The sequence below is a fragment of the Microbacterium sp. NPDC088619 genome, from assembly GCF_044752825.1.
Lineage (GTDB): Bacteria > Actinomycetota > Actinomycetes > Actinomycetales > Microbacteriaceae > Microbacterium.
In genome coordinates this window covers 436,297-459,361 of record NZ_JBIVLZ010000002.1, presented here as the reverse complement: position 1 = coordinate 459,361, position 23,065 = coordinate 436,297, and the positions used below count along the sequence as shown (strand labels likewise).

The following is a 23,065-nucleotide window of genomic DNA, read 5'->3' as shown; positions in this document are numbered from 1 at the left end:
CGCCGTACACTCGCGGCATGAGCGGACTGATCCCCTACCTGCTGTTCCCGGGCAACGCGGCCGAGGCATTGGAGCACTACCGTTCCGTCTTCGGGGGGACGCTCGAGCTCCTCGACTACGCCGGAGCAGGACGCCATGACGGGCCGGCGGATGCGATCGCGCACGGACAGCTCAGTGGGCCGGTCGAGCTGGCGGGAGCAGACGCCGGCGCCGATGACGATGCGGTGCAGATGAGTGGGATGTTCCTCTCCCTGCTCGGCACCGCGGATGCGACGACGCTGACGAGCTGGTTCGATCAGCTGGTCGCGGACGGACGTGTGATCGATGCCCTGCAGAAGCGCCCGTGGGGGGACTATGACGGAACGGTCATCGATCGCTACGGCATCCGCTGGCTGATCGGATTCCACGACGAGGCGTGACGCCGGCCGGGCATGCTCACGCCCCCCTGCGCGACGACGCCCCACCCCGTTGCCGTCTGACCGATCGGGTGGACGGCGGGGTGAGGCGTCGGCGATGAAGGTCAGGCGAACAGGCGCTGCAGCCGCTGGACGCCCTCGAGGAGCTGGTCGTCGCCGAGCGCGTACGACATGCGGATGTAGCCCGAAGGGCCGAAGGCCTCGCCGGGAACCACTGCGACCTCCGCCTTCTCGAGGATGAAGTCCGCGAGTTCGAGCGAGGTGGTCGGTGTGACTCCGCCCCAGGTGCGACCGAGCAGGCCTTGCACGTCGGGGTAGACGTAGAAGGCGCCGAGCGGGTTGGGCACGACGAGCCCGTCGATCTTCGACAGCTCCGACACGATCAGTCGGCGACGACGGTCGAACGCCTCGCGGAACTGCTCGGCCTCGGTCTGCGGGCCGTTGAGGGCGGCGATGGCGGCCCGCTGCGCGATGTTGTTCACGTTGCTCGACAGGTGCGACTGGAGGTTGGCGGCGACCTTGATGGCATCCACCGGTCCGACCATCCAGCCCACACGCCAGCCGGTCATCGCATAGGTCTTCGCGACGCCGTTGACCAGGATGGTCTGGCCGGCCACCTCGGGGACGGCCTCGACGATCGAGGTCGCCTTGATGCCCTCGTAGGTGAGGTTCTGATAGATCTCGTCGGAGATCACCCAGATGCCGTGCTCGAGCGCCCATTCGCCGATGGCCTCGGTCTCCTCGGCCGTGTACACGGAGCCTGTGGGGTTCGAGGGCGAGACGAACACGAGCGCGGTCGTGCGCTCGGTGCGGGCGGCCTCGAGCTGTTCGACCGTGACCTTGTAATCCTGGTCGGCGCCGGCGAACACCTCGACCGGGGTGCCGTCGGCGAGGCGGATCGCCTCGGGGTACGTGGTCCAGTACGGGGCGGGGAGCAGCACCTCGTCGCCCGGGTTGACCACGGCCTGGAACGCCTGGTACACCGACTGCTTGCCGCCGTTGGTGACGATCACCTGGCTCGGCGAGACCTCGAGTCCCGAGTCCCGCAGCGTCTTCGCCGCGATCGCCTCACGCAGCGCCGGGAGTCCGGGAGCCGGGGTGTATCGGTAGCTCGCCGGGTCGGCGAGCGCCTCGGCCGCTGCGTCCACGATGAACTGCGGAGTCGCGAAGTCGGGCTCGCCCGCGGCATACGAGATGACGGGCTTGCCTTCGGCCTTGAGGGCCTTCGCCTTCGCGTCGACCTTGAGGGTCGCGGATTCGGCGATGGCTGAGAGCTTGCGAGAGAGAGGAGCGCGTTCGGTCACGACTACGAGCGTACCCGGGTGGGGCGCGTCGATGACGGGTCGGATGCCATCAAGATTCACGGTTCTTTCGGGCTGGTCGCAGGTTCTGCAGACGCCCCGGTTGCCGCGGTGGTGCGCCGCCGTCGCTGCACGAGGAAGAACGCGACGATCGCGACAGCGAGACACGGGACGCCGAACGGCAGGGTGGCGCGGAACTCCTCGGTCAGTGCGGTCGAGATCGCGATCGCGAGCATGAGGACGGCGCCGACGACCGCCCCGGGGCGGGCGCCCCAGACGGAGTACTTCGGCTTCTCGCCGCGAGCGGCGAGAGCACGGCGGAAGGCCACGTGCGTCACGAAGATCATGAACCAGGTGAAGAGGGCTCCGAACATCGAGATGGCGAACATCATCGTGAACGCGTCTGCCGGGTTGAGCACGTAGATCACGGTGGCGACGGCGATGCCGCCGGTCGAGAGGAGGAGCGCGTTCAACGGTGCCCCGTTCTTGGCGACCGTGCCGAACATCCGGGGGGCTTCGCCGGCGCGTGACAGCGAGAACATCATCCGGGTCGAGATGTACAGCTGGCTGTTCATGGCCGACAGTGCGGCGATGATCACCACGAAGTTCAGCACGGAGTCGGCGAAGGGTATGCCGATGACCTGCATGACCGTCACGAACGGGCTCGATCCGGAAAGGATCTCGGAGACCGGTGCGATGGAGACGATCAGGGAGAGCGTGAGGATGTAGAAGATCAGCAGGCGGAACGCCGTGACCTTGAAAGCCTTCTTGACCGCCTTCTCGGGTTCGGCGGCCTCGCCGGCCGCGACGGCGATCATCTCGATGCTGAGGTAGCTGAAGATCGAGACGATCACGGCGAACCACATGCCGCTCAGGCCGTTCGGCATGAAGCCGCCTTCGGCACCCCAGTTGTGCACGCCGCGCCGCTGGTCGCCCGAGAAGAAGACCAGCCAGCCCGCGACCAAGATGAATGCGAGGATCGCGAACACCTTGATCGCGGAGAACCAGTACTCGAGCGTGCCGAAGCTCTTGACGTTCATCGCATTCACGAGGATCAGCGCACCGCCGAACAGCACCACCCAGATCCACGGGGGGATGCCGGGGAACCAGAGCTGCATGTACTCGCCCACCGCCGTCACCTCGGTGCCGACCGCGAGCACGATGCACCCCCAGTACATGTATCTGACCAGAAACCCGGCCAGCGGTCCGATGTAGTGCTCGGCGTAGGCGCCGAAGGAGCCGGAGGTCGGGTGCTGCACTGTCATCTCGGCGAGGCCGCCCATGAGCAGCAGCGCGATCATGCCACCGATCAGGTAGCTCAGGATCACACTGGGCCCGGCGAAGCCGATCGCGAATCTGCTCCCCAGGAACAGGCCGGTGCCGATCGCCCCGCCGAGTGCGATCATTCCCAGCTGCCGTGCGGTGAGCGACTTCTGCAGACCGATCTCTCGGGTCTGGATGTCGGAGAATTCAGCCATGGTCGTCCTTCAGCGTCGTTGCATGCGGATCAGGATGCGCGGTGGAGGCGATGTTCGGCCAGAGCGCGTCGAGAGTATTGCAAGGATTCGATCTCGATGGCACAGTCGTGAAGATGATTCGAGATGAGTTGAGATTCTCGAACAGGATTCGACTACAGCGGCAAAGGCAGGAAACGATGACTCTCGCGCTCACTGACGCCGACCGGAGGATCCTTCGGGAGCTCGCGCAGGATGGACGACTGTCGAACAAGGAGCTCGCGGCCCGAGCCGGGATCGCTCCGTCGACCTGTCACGGGCGGGTGCGCATGCTGGAGGAAGCGGGAGTGATCCGCGGCTACCGCGCGGACGTCGATCCGCAGGCCGCGGGGGCAGCGATCAGCGCGCTGATCTCGGTGGCCGTGCTCAACCATGCGCGGAGCCAGGTCACCGAGATCGTACCCGTCATGCGGGCGATCCCCGGGGTGCAGCAGGTGTTCCTTCTCGGCGGCGAGCGCGACATCGTGATCCACGTGGCGATGGCCGACGTGCCGGCCCTGCGCGAGTTCATCAGGGTGCACATCGGCTCGCATCCCGATCTCGGCCAATCGCAGACGCAGCTCATCTTCGAGCATGCGATCGGCGCGGTGCCGGCGTGATCAGCCTCGGCTCGGAGGTGCCCGGTGCCCGGTACGCTGAGGTCACATGACGGCGGACGAGGATGCGGTGGACACAGACGACCTGATTCCCGAGGCCGTCGTCCGGCCGCAGCATCTCATCGTGACGGTGTTCGGGCGCTATGTCCGTGCTCACGGAGGCGAGATCCGCATCGCGGCGCTGATCGAGATGATGTCGGCGCTGGGCGTCGAGGCGGGTGTCGTGCGCTCATCCGTCTCGCGGTTGAAACAGCGCGGCATCCTCGTGAGCGAAGGCGGAGGCGCCTACCGACTTTCGTCATCGCTGGAGGATGTGTTCGCGGCCGGCGACCGTCGCATCTTCGAGTCGCGTCGCGCGGAGTCGGGTGATCGGTGGCTGCTCGCCTCGTTCAGCGTGCCCGAGAGCGAGCGTCCGCTGCGGCATCAACTGCGCAAGCTCCTGCAGCGGCTGGGTTTCGGACAGGTGACCGGTGGTCTCTGGATCGCGCCTGGGCTGATCGCGGAGGAAGCCGAGACCGCGCTCGCCGGCTCGGGCCTGGACGGCTTCGTCGAACTGTTCCTCGGTTCACGTCTCTCGAGAGATCCGCTCGAGGGGGCAGTGCGCGAGTGGTGGGATCTCGAGGCGATGGAGCCGCTGTATCGCGGGTTCATCGAGACGTTCAGCGGCCTGAGCGGGGAGACCGACGAGCGACTCGCCTTCGCGGGGCACGTCCGGGCGATCACCCAGTGGCGACGCCTCGTGTACCTCGACCCCGGGTTGCCGCTGAGTCTCCTTCCGGAGGGGTGGGTGGGTGTCGAGGCGGCGAGTGTCTTCGACGAGCTGCATGCCGCCCTCGAGCCTGCCGCCGAGCGCTTCGTCAGCTCCGTGATGGACTGACGCTTCATATCGCTGTCGCACTTGCGTGACGGTCGTCACATATGTGACACTTCTTCGACACGGAGCGAAGGAGCTTGCATGACCGAGCAGGAACTGCACTGGGAGCGCATCCCTCAGGTGACCCGCAGCGGCGAAGAAGACACGCAGACGATGTCGTCGGGCGGCTGCATCCGGGTCTCCGGTGTCGGGCCCCAGCACACCGAGGCCACGAAGATCTGGTTCGGTCAGGTGTCGAACGACCCGGGGTACCGATCGCTGCCGCACCATCACGGCGAAGCCGAGACTGGCGGATACGTCCTGCGTGGTCGGGCGCGCATCTACTTCGGCGAGGGATACCGTGAGCACCTCGACATGGCGGCGGGCGACTGGGTCTTCGTGCCGCCGTTCATGCCGCACGTCGAAGCCAACATGTCGGTGACCGACGAGCTGGTGTGGCTCACGACGCGCACACCCGACAACATCGTCGTGAATCTCGACGACGTCGATGATTCGACGCTCGACGGCTTCCGTCGCTTATGAGCACGTCAGACGCCTTCCACCGGGCGATCGGCCTGATCGAGGTCGAGACCGCTCACGCCGAGCGGGCATTCGAGGCCCAGCCGCAGCCGGTGCCCTGGCCCAAGGCCTACGGCGGAGACATGGTTGCACAGAGCGTCGCGGCGGCTCTCCGCACGGTCGACGGGGACCGGTCTCTTCAGTCGGTGCACAGCACGTTCATCCGCGGTGTCGACGTCACGGAGCCGGTGCACTACGAAGTCGAGATCATCCGCGACGGCCGAGGGTTCTCGACGCGGCATGTGCGCGGGCACCAGCACGGCCGGCTCGCCTTCATGGGAACCATGTCGTTTCACGTCCCCGAGGCGTTTCCGGAGCACGGCCCTCTCATGCCGGATGCGCCGATGCCGGAGCTGCTGCGCTCTTCCGCCGAGGTGCTCTCCGGTCTTTCGGGCGGCGACGTCGAGTACTGGTCTCACGGACGCAGTTTCGATATGCGTCACGTTCCCGGTGCCGTGTATGTCGAGGTGGAGGGCGAGCGCACCGCACACCAGGCGGTCTGGGTGCGCGCGTTCGATCGGCTCGATGACGACCCGCGCACGCACCAGCTGGCGATCGCCTATGTCTGCGACTACACGATCCTCGAACCCGTGCTGCGCGTGCTCGGTCTGCCGTGGCGCGCCGAGGGACTGGTGACAGCGAGCCTCGATCACGCGATGTGGTTCCACGCTGCTGCTCGCGCCGACGAATGGCTGCTCTATGCGCAGGAGAGCGCAGCGATCTCCGACGGCCGCGGCCTCGGGCTCGGACGCTTCTTCACCCGCGATGGACGGCTCGTCGCCACCGTCGCGCAGGAGGGGATGATCCGCCCGGGTCGTCCGCTCTGACTCCTACACAACCTCGCCCCCGAAGGGACCAGCAATGACGCTTTCCCCCACTGCGCACGTCGACACGTTCACACGTGACGCGCTGCCGCCGACCGACCTGTGGCCGACCCTGGAGTTCACCATCCCGGACGTCCGGTACCCCGAACGGCTGAACGCCGCAGTCGAGCTCCTCGACCGCACGATCGACCGTTTCGGGCCCGATCGGGCGGCGATCCTGCTCGCAGACAGATCGTCGTGGAGCTATGGCGAACTCCGACGGCGGGCCGATCAGTTCGCTCAGGTCCTCGTCGAAGACCACGGCCTCGTGCCCGGCAACCGGGTGCTGCTGCGCATGCTCAACGGCCCGTGGACGGTCGCATGCTGGCTCGGGGCGCTCAAGGCAGGAATGGTCGTCGTCACGACCATGGTGGCGTGGCGTGCCCGAGAGCTGCGCCCGATTGCGGAGCGCGTACGACCGGGTGTCGCGGTGGTCGACCATCGCGGCCTGGGCGATGCCGAGACGGCGTTCGCAGGCCTGGGCGAGAGACCCGCCGTGATCGTGGCCGGCGGAGATCCGGACTCGTTGGTGATCGCATGCGATGCGAAGCCCGGGGGCTTCGTCGCCGTCGACACGGCGGCCGACGACGTCGCGCTCCTCGGCGCGACCAGCGGCACAACCGGTGTGCCGAAGATCACCATGCACTTCCACCGTGACATCCTCGCGAACGCCGACACGTTCGGCCGACATGTGCTGCACCTCGCATCCGACGATGTGAGCGCCAGCACGGCGCCGCTGGCGTTCACCTTCGGGCTCGGCGGGAACGTGGTGTTCCCCCTGCGGACCGGCGGTGCGATGGTGCTGGTCGAGCGGGCGACTCCTGTCGAGTTGGCGAAGCTCATCGAGCCGCTCGGCATCACCGTGCTCTACACCGCACCCACGGGTTACCGCAGCATCATCAAAGAAGGGCTGGCCGGCGAGCTGAAGCGGCTGCGCATCGGCATCGCCGCGGGAGAGCACCTCACGATCTCCACCTTCGACGCGGTCGAGGCCGCCAGCGGACTCCGACTGATCAATGGCATCGGAGCGACCGAGATGCTGCACGTGTTCATCTCGGCATCCGGAGACGACATCCGGTCAGGCGCGACGGGCCGGGTCGTTCCCGGCTACCGTGCGGCCATCCTCGACGAGGACGGCCGAGAGCTCGGAGCGGGCGAGCCGGGTCGACTCGGGGTGATCGGGCCCACCGGATGCCGCTACCTCGACGACGAGCGTCAGAGCGTCTATGTGCACGACGGGTGGAACATCACGGGCGACACGTTCGTGCGGGACGAAGACGGATACTTCACCTTCCAGGCACGAAACGACTCGATGATCGTGACCGCCGGGTACAACGTCGGGGCACCGGAGGTCGAGGAGGTCATCCTCGGCCACGAGGATGTGCTCGAATGCGCGGTCGTCGGCTGCGAGGATCCCGAACGGGGGATGATCGTCGCCGCGTTCGTCGTGCCCCGTGAGGGGGTCGCCGGGTCGGACGCGCTCACGGCGAGCATTCTCGATCACGTCAAGGCCCGTCTTGCGGTGTACAAGTGCCCCCGACGCGTCGACTACCTCACCGCGCTTCCCCGTAATCCCAGCGGCAAGGTGCAGCACTTCATCCTTCGCGAACGGGCGGCCGCTTCGGCCGACGTCGCCGTCACAGAAACCCGAGGAGCCTGACATGCGCGCAGCCGTCATCGGCGGAGGCCCCGCGGGGCTCTACTTCGCCGCTCTCATGAAGCAGCTCGATCCCACCCACGAGATCACGGTCTGGGAGCGCAACGCCCCAGACGACACGTTCGGATTCGGGGTGGTGTTCAGCGATGAGACCCTCGGTGGGATCGAGAACGCCGACCCGGTGATCGCACAGCGGATGAGCGAGCAGTTCGCGCGCTGGACCGACATCGACGTCGTATTCGGAGGCGAGACCCACACCATCGGCGGCCAGGGGTTCGCTGCGATGGGGCGGAAAGAGCTGCTGCAGCTGCTGCAGCAGCGCTGCCTCGAGCTGGGGGTCACGATCCTCTTCCGCACTCCGGCGCCCGGCGCCGCGGAACTCATGGAGGAGTACGACCTCGTGCTCGGCGCCGACGGCATCAACTCCTTCGTGCGAGGACAGTTCGCGTCCGAGTTCGGTCCCGACCTCGATCGCCGTGTCTCGAAGTACATGTGGCTCGGCACCGATCGGGTGTTCGAGGCGTTCACATTCGCCGTGCTGAACACGCCACACGGTGCCATGCAGCTGCACGGATACCCGTACTCGGATGAACGAAGCACCTTCCTCATCGAGATGCACGAGGATGTGTGGCGAGCGGCGGGGCTCGACGCGACTGAGCACGAGGTCTTCCCTCCCGGCGTCAGCGACGAGCGTTCGGTCGCGAAGCTCCGCGAGCTCTTCGCCGAGGTGCTCGACGGCCACGAGGTGCTCACCAACAACTCGAAGTGGCTGAACTTCACGACGGTCCGCAATGAGCACTGGCACCACGAGAACCTGGTGATCCTCGGGGACGCGGCGCACACAGCGCACTTCTCGATCGGATCCGGCACGAAGCTCGCCATGGAGGACGCCCTCGCGCTCGCCGCATGCGTGCACGAGCATGCCTCACTCGACGCGGCGCTCGACGCCTACGAGACCGAGCGCCGCCCGGTCGTCGCGTCGACCCAGCGCGCAGCGCAGGCATCGCTCGAATGGTTCGAGCAGATCGGTCAGTACGCCGGTCAGGAGCCCCTGCAGTTCGCTTTCAACCTGCTGACGCGCAGTCGAAGGATCACACTCGAGAACCTGGCGATGCGCGATCCCGAGTTCGCCGCGGAGATCGTCCGCGGCGCACCGCTGCCCAGCCGCGTCGACGCAGAACCGGCGATGTTCCGGCCGCATCGCATCGGTCGACTCGAGCTGAAGAACCGCATCGTCGTGTCGCCGATGGACATGTACTCGTCGGTCGAGGGGGTTCCGGGGGACTTCCACCTCGTGCACCTCGGCTCAAAGGCGATGGGCGGGGCGGGACTCGTCATGACCGAGATGGTGTGCGTGTCGTCGGAGGGGCGGATCACACCGGGATGCGCGGGGCTCTACTCCGATGAGCAGAGCCGCGCGTGGCAGCACATCGTTCGATACGTGCACGGCAACTCTTCGGCGATGATCGGGGTGCAGATCGGTCACTCCGGCCGCAAGGGCTCCACCAGGCGCATGTGGGACGGGATCGACAAGCCCCTCGAGCAGGGCAACTGGGACCTGGTCGCACCGTCTGCGTTGCCCTATGGGGCGGAGAATCAGGTCCCGCAGGAGATCGATCGCGAGACCATGACGGCGATTCGCGAAGAGTTCGTCGCTGCGACCCGTCGCGCCGCCGCTGCGGGATTCGATCTCGCCGAGCTGCACGCCGCACACGGATACCTCATCTCCTCGTTCCTGTCGCCGGTCTCGAATCAGCGGGCCGACGAATACGGCGGTCCGCTCGAGAATCGGCTGAGATACCCGCTCGAGGTCTTCGATGCGATGCGCGCCGTGTGGCCGGAGGAGCTGCCCCTGACGGTTCGGCTGTCGGCCGAGGACTGGATCGACGGGGGGAACACGGTCGATGACGCCGTCGAGATCGCACGTGCCTTCATCGCCCACGGCGCTGCGGCGATCGACGTGTCCTCCGGGCAGATCGCGAGGCACGAGACGCCGCGGTACGGTCGCAGCTATCAGACACCCTTCGCCGACGCGATCCGCAACCGGGTTGCGGCGGCGGCGGGCGTCAGCGTGATCGCGGTCGGCGCCATCTCGAGCTACGACGACGTCAATTCGATCCTGCTCGCGGGCCGCGCCGACCTCGTCGCCCTCGGTCGAACCCATCTGTGGGATCCGCAGTGGACCCTGCATGCGGCTGCGGATCAGGGTTACCGCGGGGCGGGAGCGGAGTGGGTGGCGCAGTTCCGCGCCGGCTCGCGCAAGCCGCCGTCGTCGCGCACCGATGCGGTGCGACCCCGCCTCGCGCTCGTCAGAGATGCGAAGCGAGACGTCGCGGAGTCGAACCACCGTCGTTGGGTGCCGGCACCCACGTCGGTCGACGCTCTCTCGCGCTGACACAGCGTCGACCGACGCGCACATCGACTGACACATCGACAGACACACAGACACTAAGGAGACCGCACATGTCGCGGCAGATCATCAATCCCGAGTCGCTCGTGAAGCCGAGCGGATTCGCCCACGGCGTCCGGGCCGGAGAGTTCGTCTATCTCGGCGGCCAGACCGCGATGGACGCCGACGGGCACATCGTCGACGGAGGCATCGTGGAGCAGTTCGTCCAGGCGTTCTCCAACGTGCTCACCACACTCGCCGCGGCCGGAGGCGCACCGCGAGATCTGGTCGACGTCACCATCTACCTCACCGATGTCGACGACTATCAGCGCAACGGTCGCGAGATCGGGCGCCGTTGGCGGGAGCTGGCCGGCACAGAGTACCCGGCGATGGCGGGCATCGGGGTCACGCGGCTGTGGCAGCCCGAGGCGCTCATCGAGATCCAGGGCGTGGCACACCTGTCGGCATCGCAGGAGAGCTGATGAGACTCGCCACGGTGCGTCTGCCCGACGGCACGCGCGCCGCAGTCGGAGACGACGCCGGATGGGTGGTGCTCGACGAGGCCGATGCGCAGGACCTGATCAGCATGCCAGCCTGGCGGACGCGCGCAGAGGCAGCGCTGCGGCACCCGGCCAGAGTCGAGGTCCAGGCGCACGAGTTCGCGAACCCGGTGCCGCGCCCCTCGAAGGTGTTCTGCTGCGGATTGAACTACCGTGATCACATCGTCGAGACCGGGCGCCCTGTGCCCGAGTTCCCGACCCTGTTCGCCAAGTTCGCGGACACCTTGACGGGCGCTGAGGACGACATCGTCGTGCGCAACACCGACAAGCTCGACTGGGAGGCGGAGCTCGCCGTCGTCATCGGCGCCGAAGTGCATCGGGGCGACCGTGAGCAGGCCAGGGCCGCGATCCTCGGATATGCGGTGTCGAACGACATCTCGATGCGCGACTGGCAGCAGCGCACGCTGCAATGGCTGCAGGGCAAGGCGTTCGATGCGACGACGCCGGTGGGCCCGTGGGTGGTCACCGCGGACGAAGTGGACCCTCGCGACGGGCTGCGCATCACCTGCGCGGTGAACGGCGAGCTGGTGCAGGACGCGGACACATCCGAGCTCGTGTTCGATGCCGCCGACCTGGTCGCCTATGTGTCGCAGATCACGGTGCTGCGGCCAGGGGACATCGTGCTCACCGGCACGCCCGGAGGAGTCGCGCTGGGGATGCCGGAGCCGCGGTGGCTTCGCGACGGCGATGTGGTCACGACCGAGATCGAGGGGATCGGCGCGCTGCGCAACACCATCCGGTTCGACGACGAGCCGTAGCGGAGCGCATCCGACACACAGAGAAGGCCGGGGAGTCGATCCCCGGCCTTTTCTGCGCTGTATGCGGTGTCGGTCAGGCGGTCGGGATGCCGTGAGCCTTCGCCACGGCGTCCAGCGTGATGCGCCCGCCCTCGACGTTGAGGCCCTTCGCGAGCGCGGCGTCGTCTGCCGCCGCGCGCTCCCAGCCCTTGCCCGCGATGGCGGAGACGTAGGGGAGGGTGGCGTTGGTCAGCGCCCGTGTGGCCGTCTCGGGCACAGCGCCGGGCATGTTCGCGACGCAGTAGTAGATCGAGTCGTGCACGGCGAAGGTGGGGTCGTCATGTGTCGTGGGACGCGAGCCCTCGAAGCATCCGCCCTGGTCGATCGCGATGTCGACGAGCACCGAGCCGGTCTTCATGCCGGCGACCATGTCGTCCGTGACGAGCTTCGGTGCTGCGGCACCGGGGATCAACACGGATCCGATCACCAGATCGGCCGTAGCGAGCTCCTCGGCGATGTCGTAGCGACTCGACGCGCGGGTCTGGAGAGCGCCGCCGTAGCGGTGCTCGAGCTCGCGAAGCCGTGGCAGGGAGATGTCGATCACGGTCACCTGGGATCCGAGTCCTAGCGCGTTCGCAGCCGCGTGCTCGCCGGCGACACCGCCGCCGATCACGACCGTCTTCGCTCGCGGTGCTCCGGCGATGCCGCCCATCAGCACGCCTCGTCCCCCCGCGGATCGCATGAGGGAGTATGAGCCCATCGTCACCGAAAGGCGACCTGCGATCTCGCTCATGGGCACCAGGAGAGGCAGGCTGCGGTCGGGCAGCTGCACCGTCTCATAGGCGACGGCGGTGGTTCCCGCGTCGACGAGCGCAGTCGTCAGGGCCCGGTCTGCGGCGAGGTGCAGATACGTGAAGAGGGTGAGGTCGGATCGCAGGAAGCCGTACTCCTGAGCGATCGGCTCCTTCACCTTGATGAGAAGCTCTGCCTCGCCCCACGTCTCCTCGGCCGTCTCGACGATCTCGGCGCCGGCGATCCGGTAGGCCTCATCGGAGATGCCCGAACCGACGCCCGCTCCGGACTGCACGAGCACGCGGTGGCCCTCGTGGACCAGACGGTCGGCGCCCGCGGGGGTGAGCGCGGTGCGGTTCTCGTTGTTCTTGACCTCGGTCGGCACGCCGATCTTCATCGATCCTCCAAATGACGGTTGCGTGAGTGCATCTCAGAATCGCAGAAACGTCGATCATTCGACAGAAAGACTGAACAACATTCGCCCATCGAGTGAATCCTGCATAATCGTTCGCATGGAGACGTCACCCGAAGCCCCTCAGTCGAACACCCTTCGGGCGCCGGCCCTCGACGCGATCGATGCGAGGATCGTACAGCTGCTGAGCGCCGACGGGCGGATGACGAACGCCGAGCTCGCAGGCCATCTCGGAGTGGCACCCTCGACGGCACACGCGCGCCTGCGCGCGCTCGTCGATCGGGGGGTCATCAGCGGCTTCCACGCGAGCGTCGACGAGCGGAAGCTGGGCGCGGGCCTGCAAGCCGTCATCGGTGTGACCCTGCGCCCGAGCGGGCGCCGGGAGAGCATCGTCGAGTTCGCCGATCGGGTGCGGGCGCTGCCGCAGGTGATCCAGGTCTTCTTCCTCGGCGGAGACGACGACTTCCTGCTGCACATCGCCGTCGCGGACTCCTCCGAGATGCGGGAGTTCGTGCTCGAGCACCTGTCGGCGCAGAGCAGCGTGGCTTCGACGAGGACCAGCATCGTGTTCGACTACCACCGCAATTCGGTCGCCGCGTCGTTCCGCTGACGCGCGTGACGGCTGGTGGCGCGCCGCTGTCGAGGCCGCACGCAACGTATATTGCATGGCTCCTGGCGCGAACCTAGGGTGAGGGCGGGGACGGAGCAGCCGATGCGCACGCGGCGGGCTTCCGCTGGGGGTTGCGATGGGGCGAATGATCGACGACGCGGAGTTGGCCGGCTGGCTCGCCCGGCTCTCGGGCGGACTGTGGTCGTCATCGATCGGAGGCGCCGAGGCGTTCGCATTTCCCTCGTGGTTCTCCGAGCAGATCATTCGCCTCGACGGTCGAATCGGCATGCTGCAGCTGTCGAACTTCGGCGCGATGAAGGCCCACGATCCGGATGCGTTCGAGGCGGCGCTGCTTCGCAGATCCATCGGCTCGACCATGCTCTACAGCACCCTCGAGACGGCGCACACCGTGAGCTACGAGCGAGCGATCGCCGAGGGTGAGGACATCATCATCGTCGGGATGGTGCAGCAAGGCAGGCAGCGCCTGAACACCGCGGCGGGGGTGCAGGCCATGGGCGTCGGGCGCGTCGGCTTCATGTCGAGCCTGGGCCCATCGGCCGTCGAGCAGTTCGGGGTCACCAACTCGACCGGGGTCGTCGTTCCCGTGGCCGCCCTCCCCGGCTATCGGCACGTCCTCGCTCGAGGGGCCGACATGTTCCCGGACACCCCCCTCACCCGGGCAGCGGGAGCCTCACTCGCGCGGATGCTGTTCGAGTGGGCGCAGGATCCGGATCAGGGTCAGGGGGCGCTCGCCGGCACCGAGGCGGCGCTGATCGCGCTCGTGCGAGGGCTCTTCCGACAGTTCCCCGGCGACGGCGAGACCAGCCGGACGAGTGAATTCCGCGCGGAAGCGGGGCGCATCATCGAGCGGCGGCATCGTGATCCGGCATTCGGCATCGCAGAGCTCGCCGCTGAACTGCACGTCAGCCGTCGCCAGCTCTTCCGCATGTATGAAGGCGCCGACGAGAGCCCGGCGAACCGCTTGCTGCGTCGGCGTCTCGTGACGGCGCGTGAAGAGCTGCTGTCGACACCCCCGCAGGACCTTGCGGCGGTCGCAGCTCGATCCGGTTTCGCCGACGCGTCCGCACTTCGGGCCCAGTTCTCCCGACACGTGGGGCACAGTCCCAGTGCCTTCCGCCTCGCCGCTCGTACGCAGCCGCCGCGTCTCGCCGAGGCGATGCTGCTCAGCGACGAGCAGTCCGCCCCGACCGTCTGACAGAGGTCGGCCCATCGGGCCGACCCGGTCGGGGCTGTCCGTCGTGGACCGACGCACGCGCCCGCGTGGGGCTGCCGTGTGCTGTCCGGCTGCTTCGGCGACCCCCGCCAGAAGAAGCCGGCCCAGGGGTCGACCCGCGTGGGGCTGGCGTGTGCGGCCCGGGTGGTTCGCCGACCCCGCCAGAAAGTGACACATGATCGCGAATCCGGTGCCAACTCGGGTTCTGCGTGCCGGGCCGAGCGCACCGGGTGACGCAACGTCCTGCGGCGGTTCCGGATCGTCGGAGCCGCTCCTAACCTGAACCTGCCCGTGTCCCCAGGCGGGCCATGACGGCAGATCGCGACGGAGCTCCGCTCCTGGCGCATCGGCCGTCACGGCTTCCGGACGCGGCGGGATCGCCCGTCCGGAAGTTCGGGGGACAGGCGCGAAAGCGTCGGGTATGACGGACCACCTGCGCGAGGGCGCGGGTGGACGTGCGGGTGCTTCGGTCAGGGGAGACCGGGGCACCCGCGAATCCCCCTCGGTGTCACGCGCCGAACGAGGAAGGCAGCGCGCAGTAGTCGGCGAAACGACGTGTCGGCGCCGCTGGATCGGTGAGATCGACGATCGCACTGGCGACCGAATGAGGCGCCTCGTCGCCGGCGAGCTGCCAGACAGTGAAGTTCCACAGTCCCCTCGCGGTCGCGCTCAGCAGCACGGCCGGGCCGGAGACCACCAGAACCGTCGCGGTCTCTGAGCTGGCGCGGAACGGCGCGACCGCATCAGCGCGCAACGTCGATTCGGCGCCATCGTCGCTGTGCCAGCGCTCGACCCGCTGCCCCGACGCCCTCAACGCCGAGGCGAGGTCATCGGCCCCGCGACGGGAGCGCTCGGCATCCGCTCCGGCGACGGCGACCAGCCGGCTCCCTCGGGGATAGAGATGCAGGAACTCGGAGGAGATGTCTGACCACACGTCGCTCATGTTCTCAGGCTACGCCCGACTGTCGCGGCGGGCTCCGACAGTCAGCGCATCGAACGCGACGGAGCCCCTCGGACGCCGATCGACGGCTTCCGAGGGGCCCTGCTCCGAAGGCCGACGGCCTCAGGCCTCCTCGACGAGGAAGCGGCTGTAGGCGCCGAGCGTCAGGAAGGCCGGGAACTCCTCCTGAAGTGCGACGTCGCGGAAGGCCTCCGCCGCATCGTCGAAACGGTCACCGGCAGATCGTGTCGCCTGAGCGAGCACATCGCGGATCAGGCCCTCGATGTACTCGGCCGTGATCGGCGTGCCGTCCTCGGTGGTGCGGTCCTGATGGATCCACTGCCACACCTGCGAACGGCTGATCTCCGCGGTGGCGGCATCCTCCATCAGGTTGTCGATCGCGACCGCGCCGAGCCCTCGCAGCCACGCCTCGAGGTAGCGGATCGCCACGGAGACGTTGTCGCGCACGCCCTGAGCCGTGATCGGGCGTCCGATGTGCACATCGAGCAGCTGTGCCGCGGTCACTGCGACCTCGGGCCGCTGACGACCGACCTGGTTCGGTCGCTCGCCGAGCACGGCGTCGAACTCCGCCTGCGCCGTGGGGATCAGATCGGGGTGCGCCACCCAGGTGCCGTCGAAGCCGTCGCCGGCTTCGCGCTTCTTGTCGGCCGAGACCTTCTCGAACGCCCGTGCGGTGACCTCGGGGTCGCGACGGTTCGGGATGAACGCGCTCATGCCGCCGATCGCGTACGCGCCCCGCTTGTGGCAGGTCTGCACGAGCAGCTCGGTGTAGGCCCGCATGAACGGCACTGTCATCGTGACCTCGCTGCGATCGGGGAGCACGAAGCGGGCGCCGCGACCGCGGTAGTTCTTGATGATCGAGAAGATGTAGTCCCAGCGTCCGGCGTTGAGGCCCGCGCAGTGGTCGCGCAGCTCGTAGAGGATCTCGTCCATCTCGAACGCCGCAGGCAGCGTCTCGATGAGCACCGTGGCGCGGATCGTGCCGTGCGGGATGCCGATGTACTCCTCGCTGAACGAGAACACGTCGTCCCACAGCTTCGCCTCTTCGCTCGACTCGATCTTCGCGATGTAGAAGTAGGGGCCGCGGCCGTTCGCGATGAGCTCCTTCGCGTTGTGCAGGAAGTACAGGCCGAAGTCCACGAGCGAGCCGGATGCCGCGGTGCGGCGCCCCGCCCGATCGGTGAACTGCAGGTGCTTCTCCGGCAGATGCCATCCGCGGGGGCGCATCACGATCGTGGGCGTGCGCTCCGCGGTGACGCGGTATTCCTTGCCCGGCCCCGACTCGGTCGACGGGCCGGTGAAGGAGAGCTCGCCGCGGATCGCGTCGCGGAGGGACAGCTGACCCTCGATGACGTTCTTCCACGTGGGGCTGGTCGCGTCCTCCTGGTCGGCGAGCCAGACGCGAGCGCCCGAGTTCAGGGCGTTGATCGTCATCTTCGGGTCGGTCGGACCGGTGATCTCGACGCGACGGTCCTCGAGACCGGGGCCTGCGCCGGCGACGCGCCACTCGGCATCCTGACGGATGTGCGCGGTGTCGTCGCGGAATCGGGGGTCGTGGCCGTTGCCGATCTCGAACCGCCGGCGCATGCGGTCGGCGAGCCGATCATGTCGGCGGGAGGCGAAGCGGTGGTGCAGCTCGGTGAGGAACGCGATCGCCTCGGGGGTGAGGATCTCGTCGTAGCGGTCGCGCAGCGGACCGGTGACGGTGATCGCCGGTCCCTGCTGCGTCGTCTGGATCGGAGCGGTGGTCGGGGGAGCGGTGGGAGTGGTCATGATCTGAGTCCTTTGGAATGGCTTAGTGGAACTGCGCGGCTTCGGTGGAGCCGGCGAGGGCGAGGGTCGCGCTGTCGGGGTTGAGCGCGGTGGAGATGACGTCGAAGTAGCCGGTGCCCGCCTCGCGCTGGTGCTTGGTGGCGGTGTAGCCGTTCGCCTCAGCGGCGAACTCGGCCTCCTGCAGTTCGACGTACGCGCTCATGGCGCGCTCGGCGTAGCCGCGGGCGAGGTCGAACATCGAGTGGTTCAGGGCGTGGAAGCCGGCGAGCGTGATGAACTGGAACTTGTAGCCCAGGTCAGCCAGCTCCTGCTGGAACGTCGCGATCTCGGCGTCCGACAGGTGGCGCTTCCAGTTGAAGCTCGGCGAGCAGTTGTACGCGAGCAGCTTGCCGGGGAACTGCGCGTGGATGGCTGCGGCGAACTCGCGGGCCAGCTCGATGTCGGGCTCGCCCGTCTCCACCCACAGCAGGTCGGCGTACGGAGCGAACGCGAGTCCGCGGCTGATGACCGAGTCGATGCCGGGGCGGATGCGGTAGAAGCCCTCGGTCGTGCGCTCGCCGGTGGTGAACTGCTGGTCGCGCTCGTCGACGTCGCTGGTGAGCAGGTCGGCGGCGAGAGCATCCGTCCGGGCGATGATGACCGTCGGGACACCTGCCACGTCGGCCGCGAGGCGGGCCGCGTTCAGGGTGCGGATGTGCTGCTGCGTGGGCACGAGCACCTTGCCGCCCAGATGGCCGCACTTCTTCTCGCTCGCGAGCTGGTCCTCCCAGTGGATCGCCGCGGCGCCCGCCTGGATCAGCGACTGCGCGAGCTCATAGGCGTTGAGCGGGCCGCCAAATCCGGCCTCGGCATCGGCCACGATCGGCGCGAGCCAGTCCTGGGTGACATCACCCTCGGCGTGCTCAAGCTGGTCCTGACGGATCAGCGCGTTGTTGATGCGACGCACGACCGCCGGCACCGAGTTCGCCGGGTAGAGCGACTGGTCGGGGTAGGTCTGGCCGGCGAGGTTGCCGTCGGCCGCGACCTGCCAGCCCGAGAGGTAGATCGCCTTGAGGCCCGCACGCACCTGCTGCACGGCCTGGCCGCCGGTGTAGGCGCCGAGCGCCCGCACGTAGTCCTCGGTGTGCAGCAGGTTCCAGAGGTTCTCGGCTCCGCGGTGGGCGAGGGTGGAGTCCTCGCGGACCGACCCGCGGATGCGGATGACGTCTTCGGCCGAGTATGTGCGCTCGACGCCGTCCCAACGGGGATCGGTCTCCCAGATCTCCCGGAGCTCGGCGGCCGTCTGAACCTGGTCGCCGGCACGCAGACCTGCGGGGCGGGGTGTGTGGTTCTGAGCGGTGTTCGTCATGGTGTCTCCTCCGTTGGATGCCCGGACCGTGAAGCCGGGTGGCGTGTTTCCACTGTGGGTGAAGAAGCCGTGCCCAACCGGCCGATCTGCGTGTGAAGATCAACCGAAATTCTGTTTCTGTGACAGAATCGGCCGCATGAGCACCTCAGCGGTCGAAGAAGACGCCGACGCCCTCACGATCGGGCGCCGCATCCGTCAGCTGCGAACGGCGCGAGGGATGACCCTCGATGACCTCGCCGCGGCCGTGGATCGGGCCCCGAGCCAGATGTCGATGATCGAGACGGGCAAGCGCGAACCGAAGCTCACCCAGCTGCAGGCGATCGCGCGCGCCCTCGGCGTCACGATCGATGCGCTGCTCGAAGGCGAGCCGCTCGACGAGCGCAGCGCGATCGAGATCGCACTCGAGCGAGCCATGAAGGGGCAGACGTTCCAGGCGCTCGGGATCGAGCCGTTCCGCATCGCGAAGAGCATGCCCACGGATGCGCTGAAGGCGCTGCTCGCCCTGCACGGTGAGATCGACCGGCTCAGGGACGAGCGGGCAGCGACGCCTGAGGAGGCCAGGCGTGCGAACGTCGAGCTGCGTCACCTGATGCGACGGCAGGACAATCATTTCGCCGACCTCGAGACGAAGGCGGCGGAGATCCTCGCGGCGGTCGGGCACCCGGGCGGCCCTCTCACGCAGCGCACCGCATCCGAGATCGCCGCCTACCTCGGCTTCAGCCTGCACTACGCACCCGATCTGCCGCAGACCACGCGCAGCGTCGCCGACCTCGCGAACGGGCGGCTCTACCTGTCGAGCAGCGTGCCGGCCAAGGGCGATGCGCGAACGGCCGTGCTGCAGGCGCTGTCCAGCCGCATCCTCGGTCATGCCGAACCGCGCAGCTATGCGGAGTTCCTGCGCCAGCGGGTCGAGACGAACTACCTCACCGGGGCGCTGCTGGTGCCGGAGGCTCACGTCGTGCCGGCGCTGAAGGATGCCAAGTCGCGTCGGGCGATCTCGATCGAGGACCTGCGCGACGCCTACTCCGTCTCGTATGAGACCGCGGCGCACCGCTTCACGAACCTCGCGACGCGCCACCTCGACATCCCCGTGCACTTCCTCAAGGTGCACGAGTCGGGCACAATCACGAAGGCCTACGAGAACGACGACGTGAACTTCCCGACCGATCGGCTCGGATCGATCGAGGGGCAGATGTGCTGTCGGCGATGGACGAGTCGTGTCGTGTTCGACGAGGACGACCGGTTCAACCCGTACTACCAGTACACCGACACGGGCAACGGGACCTACTGGTGCACGGCCCGCGTCGAGGCATCGAGCGAGGGGCTGCACTCGGTCAGCGTGGGCGTGCGCTTCGATGACACGAAATGGTTCGTGGGTCGTGACACCCCGCACCGGGGGGTCTCGAAGCACTCGGTCGAAGTGTGCTGCCGCAGGGCGCCGGCCGACCTCGAGGGACGTTGGCGTGAGAACTCCTGGCCGAACGTCAGGACTCCTCGCACGCTGCTCGCCACGCTCCCGACCGGAGCCTTCCCCGGGGTCGACACGACCGACGTCTACGAGTTCCTCGAGGCGCACGCGCCCCGCTGAGGTCGGTCAGCTGATCGAGGCAGGCTTCTTCGGCACCAGGGACACGGCCACAGCCGCCACGATCGCCACGAGGGCGAAGGCGACGAAGTTCCATTCGACGCCGATCGCGAGGGATGCCAGCCAGCCGCCCATGATCGGCCCGAGGATCGCGCCGATGCGGGCGAAGCTCAACGCCCAACCCGCCGCCGTCGCCCGGGCCGATGCGGGGTAGTAGTCGGTGATGTAGGCCGTGAGCACGAGGGACGTGGAGATCGACCCGATGCCCGAGAGGGCGACGAGCACGAGGTTCACGAACATCCCGTTGGGGAACATGAGCAACAGGCAGGCGACTCCGCCCAGCGCATAGAAGATGACGAGCACCGGCTTCGCCCCGAAGCGATCGGCGAGATAGCCGAGCCCCAGGCCGCCGACCGCGGAGGCGAGACTGAAAACCAGCAGGAAGGTCAGGGCGGGGCCGAGGTCGTAGCCGGAGGCACGCATGATCGACGGCAGCCAGGAGTTCAGCCCGTAGACGAGCAGCAGGCCGGCGAAGAGCGAGATCCAGAGGAATGCGGTCGAGCGGAGGTAGCGCCGGGAGAAGAGCTGGTGCAGGATGCTGTGCCACGGCCGGCGCTCGCCTTCCGGTAGAGAGGGGCGGTCGGTCGGGATGTAGGGCTGGATGCCGAGGCGTCGTGCGAGGTCGACTGCGTGATCGTGGCGACCGCGGTTCTCCAGGGACTCGAGCGACTCCGGCAGGACCTTCGCGATGACGGGGATGAGCAGGATCGGGAACGCGCCGACCGCGATCACCCAGCGCCACCCGAGGTGCGGGAGCAGCAGGATGGCGACCAGTGCCGATACGACGATGCCCAGCGAATAGCCGGAATACATGATCCCGTAGTTCAAAGCGCGCCGCCGAGGCGCGGAGAACTCGATCGTCAGCGCTGCGGCTACCGGGATTATGCCGCCCATGCCGAGCCCGCCCAGGAAGCGGAAGAGTCCGAAGATCTCAGGGGTGGGGGCGAGAGCCGCGCCGAGCTGCATCAGTGTGAAGATCGACATCGACACCAGCAGCATCCGCTTGCGGCCGACGCGATCGCTCAGTGTGCCGATGAAGAGCGCGCCGATCAGCATTCCGACGAGAGCCCAGGATGCGAGCCCTCCGAGCTCGACAGGGGAGAGTGCCCACGCGGCGTCTTCGGCAAGGGCCGGCAGTACTGCGCCGATCACTCCGATGTCGTAGCCGTCGGCGAGGATCGCCATCCAGCAGCTGAACAGGACGATCCCGGTGACGGATCGAGGCACCGGCCAGGCGGCCTCGCTATTCGTCTTGGTGGAGGTGGTGGACATCATCGTCTCCTTCGCAGTGACGCGACAGTGCGCCGAGCGTATGCGGCCATTCGACCGCGATTGCAAAACTATGACGATCGTCACAAGAATGCAATACGCAATGCGCGGGCGTCAGATCGCGTTCCATCTGAGGCCGGGTCTGGTGCGGAACTCGATGAGCGGCGGCGACGTGTCGGCGACCGGAAAGAGAGTGATCAGCAGAGGCGTGCCTCCGACCGGTGCTGCGGCATAGGCGAGTGCGGCGGGGCCGTTCGATGCGCTGAACGCCACGCGCGTGTCACGTCCGGCCACGTTTCGTTGCGCGCCGGCGCGCGGCGCTCGCAGGATGGCGGCGGCCGCGGTCGTCGCGCGGGCGAGCAGGGTCGAGCCGGTCGCCCAGGGGAGGAAGGCTCCTGGGGGCAGCTCGCACGCGCGAGCGAGTTCATCTTCCAGCCATCGGTCGCGCTTGAGCCCATAGGGGGTCGCTTCGAGGGACAGCAGGTACCCGTAGCAGTGCAGCAGCCCGGCGTTGCCGACGGGCCAGGCGGCCTCGAGGCCGGCGCGGCGATGCAGCTCGTCGAACAGTGCCCGGGGAATGACCGCGGTGCCGGTGTTCTCGTCGATCGCCCTCGAATGCCCCCAGGCGTCGAATCGCCGCGCGGTCCTGTCCTCGTCGATGGCTCCAGCGAGCCACGGGACAGCGTCGAGGGCATCACGTGAGGCAGCCGGTGAGTCGCCGAGTGCGAGGGCGGCGGCGCGCGTGAGCAGGTCGAGTTCGGACACGGCGCTCACGATACGCGATGGTCATGGACGGAATGTTCACATGGTGTTTACGCAAAGTGGTCGTTCTGTCCACAATTGTTCCTAAGAATGGACGCAGCGTCCGCAGGGTCAGAATGCGGAGGCGGAAAGACAACCGTGAACTCCATTCTCCTCTTCGACTTCGACGGCACGATCGCGCTCGGCGACGGTCCCGTTCTCGCCTACGCCGCGCAGGTGGCGACTGCACTCGGTGACGACGGCGGCTTCGTCGATGCGATCCGCAGCGCGCTCGCCGCATCCGATGACGAGGCGCTCGACGGATACGACGCCGTGCGGCGAGCCGCCGCGCATCGTGGAGCCGACTCGCGACTCCTCAGCGCCGCCTACCGGGCCAGCCGTGACCAGCTCGCCACGCCCGCCGCGCCGATCACCGCGCCGGCAGGGCTCGCCGACTTCCTGACCGAGGCGGCGGCGGATGCCGAACGGATGCTCGTCACCAATGCTCCGGCGACCCGCATCGACGCCGCGCTCGATGCGCTGGGGCTCTCGGGGCTCTTCGATCGCATCGTCACCGGAGCGGGCAAGCCCGCCGGACTCGAGGCAGTGCTCGCGACGCTTCCCGACGACTCCCGGGTGCTGAGCATCGGCGACATCTGGCACAACGACCTCGCCCCCGCTCACGCCCGTGGCCACGCGACCGCGCTGATCGGCGGATTCACAGACCCGGACGCGACCCCCACCTACCGCGCTGCCGACTTCGCGACGCTGATCCCTCAGCTCACCGCCTGGCTGCGTCCCTGAACCCGCACCTC

At 67.8% G+C, this 23,065-nt stretch carries 21 protein-coding genes; 13 read left to right on the top strand and 8 right to left on the bottom strand.

The annotated features are described in order from the left end of the window. Nucleotides 1-17: 17 nt before the first annotated feature. Nucleotides 18-419: a VOC family protein gene (locus ACIP5T_RS16765; RefSeq protein ID WP_400865971.1), complete on the top strand. Its 402-nt coding sequence runs from the start codon at nucleotides 18-20 to the stop codon at nucleotides 417-419. 101 nt (nucleotides 420-520) lie between these two features. Here ACIP5T_RS16765 and ACIP5T_RS16760 read toward each other — a convergent pair whose 3' ends face one another. After that, a complete protein-coding gene (locus tag ACIP5T_RS16760; protein WP_400865968.1) occupies nucleotides 521-1,720 on the bottom strand; it encodes a pyridoxal phosphate-dependent aminotransferase in 1,200 nt (399 codons plus the stop codon). Between the two features lie 56 nt (nucleotides 1,721-1,776). Next, entirely contained in the window at nucleotides 1,777-3,195 is a 1,419-nt protein-coding gene (locus ACIP5T_RS16755) for an amino acid permease (RefSeq protein ID WP_400865965.1), read from the bottom strand. 176 nt (nucleotides 3,196-3,371) lie between these two features. Between ACIP5T_RS16755 and ACIP5T_RS16750 the strand changes: the two genes are divergently transcribed. The 8 genes from ACIP5T_RS16750 to ACIP5T_RS16715 all read left to right on the top strand — a co-directional run bounded on the left by ACIP5T_RS16750 (nucleotide 3,372) and on the right by ACIP5T_RS16715 (nucleotide 11,486). Further along, nucleotides 3,372-3,830 carry an Lrp/AsnC family transcriptional regulator gene (locus tag ACIP5T_RS16750; RefSeq protein WP_400865962.1) on the top strand — a complete coding sequence of 153 codons (459 nt, stop codon included), beginning with the start codon at nucleotides 3,372-3,374 and terminating at the stop codon, nucleotides 3,828-3,830. Between the two features lie 46 nt (nucleotides 3,831-3,876). Then, complete coding sequence (locus ACIP5T_RS16745) at nucleotides 3,877-4,704, top strand: PaaX family transcriptional regulator C-terminal domain-containing protein (RefSeq protein WP_400865959.1); 828 nt, start codon at nucleotides 3,877-3,879, stop codon at nucleotides 4,702-4,704. 78 nt (nucleotides 4,705-4,782) lie between these two features. Further along, the gene (locus ACIP5T_RS16740) at nucleotides 4,783-5,223 is read left to right on the top strand and encodes a cupin domain-containing protein (protein WP_400865956.1); all 441 of its coding nucleotides are present in this window, start codon (nucleotides 4,783-4,785) and stop codon (nucleotides 5,221-5,223) included. Continuing rightward, complete coding sequence (locus ACIP5T_RS16735) at nucleotides 5,220-6,086, top strand: acyl-CoA thioesterase (RefSeq protein ID WP_400865953.1); 867 nt, start codon at nucleotides 5,220-5,222, stop codon at nucleotides 6,084-6,086. Before ACIP5T_RS16740 ends, ACIP5T_RS16735 begins: the two co-directional genes overlap by 4 nt. A 34-nt stretch (nucleotides 6,087-6,120) precedes the next feature. Continuing rightward, nucleotides 6,121-7,782: an AMP-binding protein gene (locus tag ACIP5T_RS16730; RefSeq protein WP_400865950.1), complete on the top strand. Its 1,662-nt coding sequence runs from the start codon at nucleotides 6,121-6,123 to the stop codon at nucleotides 7,780-7,782. A 1-nt stretch (nucleotide 7,783) separates the two neighbouring features. Continuing rightward, on the top strand, nucleotides 7,784-10,174 hold the full coding sequence (locus tag ACIP5T_RS16725; RefSeq protein WP_400865947.1) for a bifunctional salicylyl-CoA 5-hydroxylase/oxidoreductase: 2,391 nt from the start codon (nucleotides 7,784-7,786) through the stop codon (nucleotides 10,172-10,174). A 68-nt stretch (nucleotides 10,175-10,242) separates the two neighbouring features. Beyond that, entirely contained in the window at nucleotides 10,243-10,650 is a 408-nt protein-coding gene (locus ACIP5T_RS16720; RefSeq protein ID WP_400865945.1) for a RidA family protein, read from the top strand. Beyond that, complete coding sequence (locus tag ACIP5T_RS16715; RefSeq protein WP_400865942.1) at nucleotides 10,650-11,486, top strand: fumarylacetoacetate hydrolase family protein; 837 nt, start codon at nucleotides 10,650-10,652, stop codon at nucleotides 11,484-11,486. The genes ACIP5T_RS16720 and ACIP5T_RS16715 overlap by 1 nt, the downstream gene beginning before the upstream one ends. A gap of 73 nt (nucleotides 11,487-11,559) precedes the next feature. Here the strand turns inward: ACIP5T_RS16715 and ald are convergent, their stop codons facing one another. Next, entirely contained in the window at nucleotides 11,560-12,654 is a 1,095-nt protein-coding gene (gene ald / locus ACIP5T_RS16710; RefSeq protein WP_400865939.1) for an alanine dehydrogenase, read from the bottom strand. 115 nt (nucleotides 12,655-12,769) lie between these two features. Between ald and ACIP5T_RS16705 the strand changes: the two genes are divergently transcribed. Continuing rightward, nucleotides 12,770-13,279 carry an Lrp/AsnC family transcriptional regulator gene (locus ACIP5T_RS16705; protein WP_400865936.1) on the top strand — a complete coding sequence of 170 codons (510 nt, stop codon included), beginning with the start codon at nucleotides 12,770-12,772 and terminating at the stop codon, nucleotides 13,277-13,279. Nucleotides 13,280-13,424: 145 nt separating this feature from the next. Continuing rightward, nucleotides 13,425-14,495, top strand: coding sequence for a helix-turn-helix domain-containing protein (locus tag ACIP5T_RS16700; RefSeq protein ID WP_400865933.1), 1,071 nt, complete (start codon nucleotides 13,425-13,427; stop codon nucleotides 14,493-14,495). Between the two features lie 526 nt (nucleotides 14,496-15,021). On the opposite strand, the gene ACIP5T_RS16695 is transcribed toward ACIP5T_RS16700, so the two are convergent. The 3 genes from ACIP5T_RS16695 to aceA all read right to left on the bottom strand — a co-directional run bounded on the left by ACIP5T_RS16695 (nucleotide 15,022) and on the right by aceA (nucleotide 18,595). Next, nucleotides 15,022-15,456 (bottom strand): hypothetical protein, encoded by a 435-nt coding sequence (locus ACIP5T_RS16695; RefSeq protein WP_400865930.1) that lies wholly within the window; start codon nucleotides 15,454-15,456, stop codon nucleotides 15,022-15,024. A 120-nt stretch (nucleotides 15,457-15,576) separates the two neighbouring features. Next, a complete protein-coding gene (aceB, locus tag ACIP5T_RS16690) occupies nucleotides 15,577-17,247 on the bottom strand; it encodes a malate synthase A (protein ID WP_400865927.1) in 1,671 nt (556 codons plus the stop codon). A gap of 22 nt (nucleotides 17,248-17,269) precedes the next feature. Beyond that, nucleotides 17,270-18,595: an isocitrate lyase gene (gene aceA, locus ACIP5T_RS16685; protein ID WP_400865924.1), complete on the bottom strand. Its 1,326-nt coding sequence runs from the start codon at nucleotides 18,593-18,595 to the stop codon at nucleotides 17,270-17,272. A 136-nt stretch (nucleotides 18,596-18,731) separates the two neighbouring features. Between aceA and ACIP5T_RS16680 the strand changes: the two genes are divergently transcribed. After that, nucleotides 18,732-20,183: a helix-turn-helix domain-containing protein gene (locus tag ACIP5T_RS16680; RefSeq protein WP_400865921.1), complete on the top strand. Its 1,452-nt coding sequence runs from the start codon at nucleotides 18,732-18,734 to the stop codon at nucleotides 20,181-20,183. A 6-nt stretch (nucleotides 20,184-20,189) separates the two neighbouring features. On the opposite strand, the gene ACIP5T_RS16675 is transcribed toward ACIP5T_RS16680, so the two are convergent. After that, complete coding sequence (locus tag ACIP5T_RS16675; protein ID WP_400865918.1) at nucleotides 20,190-21,512, bottom strand: MFS transporter; 1,323 nt, start codon at nucleotides 21,510-21,512, stop codon at nucleotides 20,190-20,192. A 111-nt stretch (nucleotides 21,513-21,623) separates the two neighbouring features. After that, complete coding sequence (locus ACIP5T_RS16670) at nucleotides 21,624-22,274, bottom strand: amino acid deaminase (RefSeq protein WP_400865915.1); 651 nt, start codon at nucleotides 22,272-22,274, stop codon at nucleotides 21,624-21,626. A 135-nt stretch (nucleotides 22,275-22,409) separates the two neighbouring features. On the opposite strand from ACIP5T_RS16670, the gene ACIP5T_RS16665 reads away from it, so the two are divergent. Continuing rightward, entirely contained in the window at nucleotides 22,410-23,054 is a 645-nt protein-coding gene (locus ACIP5T_RS16665) for an HAD family hydrolase (protein WP_400865912.1), read from the top strand. The last annotated feature ends 11 nt before the right edge of the window (nucleotides 23,055-23,065 follow it).

What these genes read in the sequence shown, in the direction of transcription:
- ACIP5T_RS16765 (WP_400865971.1), top strand. Translation starts at nt 18, where the DNA reads ATGAGCGGACTGATCCCCTACCTGCTGTTCCCGGGCAACGCGGCCGAG.
- ACIP5T_RS16755 (WP_400865965.1), bottom strand. Translation starts at nt 3,195, where the DNA reads ATGGCTGAATTCTCCGACATCCAGACCCGAGAGATCGGTCTGCAGAAG.
- ACIP5T_RS16750 (WP_400865962.1), top strand. Translation starts at nt 3,372, where the DNA reads ATGACTCTCGCGCTCACTGACGCCGACCGGAGGATCCTTCGGGAGCTC.
- ACIP5T_RS16745 (WP_400865959.1), top strand. Translation starts at nt 3,877, where the DNA reads ATGACGGCGGACGAGGATGCGGTGGACACAGACGACCTGATTCCCGAG.
- ACIP5T_RS16740 (WP_400865956.1), top strand. Translation starts at nt 4,783, where the DNA reads ATGACCGAGCAGGAACTGCACTGGGAGCGCATCCCTCAGGTGACCCGC.
- ACIP5T_RS16735 (WP_400865953.1), top strand. Translation starts at nt 5,220, where the DNA reads ATGAGCACGTCAGACGCCTTCCACCGGGCGATCGGCCTGATCGAGGTC.
- ACIP5T_RS16730 (WP_400865950.1), top strand. Translation starts at nt 6,121, where the DNA reads ATGACGCTTTCCCCCACTGCGCACGTCGACACGTTCACACGTGACGCG.
- ACIP5T_RS16725 (WP_400865947.1), top strand. Translation starts at nt 7,784, where the DNA reads ATGCGCGCAGCCGTCATCGGCGGAGGCCCCGCGGGGCTCTACTTCGCC.
- ACIP5T_RS16720 (WP_400865945.1), top strand. Translation starts at nt 10,243, where the DNA reads ATGTCGCGGCAGATCATCAATCCCGAGTCGCTCGTGAAGCCGAGCGGA.
- ACIP5T_RS16715 (WP_400865942.1), top strand. Translation starts at nt 10,650, where the DNA reads ATGAGACTCGCCACGGTGCGTCTGCCCGACGGCACGCGCGCCGCAGTC.
- ald (WP_400865939.1), bottom strand. Translation starts at nt 12,654, where the DNA reads ATGAAGATCGGCGTGCCGACCGAGGTCAAGAACAACGAGAACCGCACC.
- ACIP5T_RS16705 (WP_400865936.1), top strand. Translation starts at nt 12,770, where the DNA reads ATGGAGACGTCACCCGAAGCCCCTCAGTCGAACACCCTTCGGGCGCCG.
- ACIP5T_RS16700 (WP_400865933.1), top strand. Translation starts at nt 13,425, where the DNA reads ATGATCGACGACGCGGAGTTGGCCGGCTGGCTCGCCCGGCTCTCGGGC.
- ACIP5T_RS16695 (WP_400865930.1), bottom strand. Translation starts at nt 15,456, where the DNA reads ATGAGCGACGTGTGGTCAGACATCTCCTCCGAGTTCCTGCATCTCTAT.
- aceB (WP_400865927.1), bottom strand. Translation starts at nt 17,247, where the DNA reads ATGACCACTCCCACCGCTCCCCCGACCACCGCTCCGATCCAGACGACG.
- aceA (WP_400865924.1), bottom strand. Translation starts at nt 18,595, where the DNA reads ATGACGAACACCGCTCAGAACCACACACCCCGCCCCGCAGGTCTGCGT.
- ACIP5T_RS16680 (WP_400865921.1), top strand. Translation starts at nt 18,732, where the DNA reads ATGAGCACCTCAGCGGTCGAAGAAGACGCCGACGCCCTCACGATCGGG.
- ACIP5T_RS16675 (WP_400865918.1), bottom strand. Translation starts at nt 21,512, where the DNA reads ATGTCCACCACCTCCACCAAGACGAATAGCGAGGCCGCCTGGCCGGTG.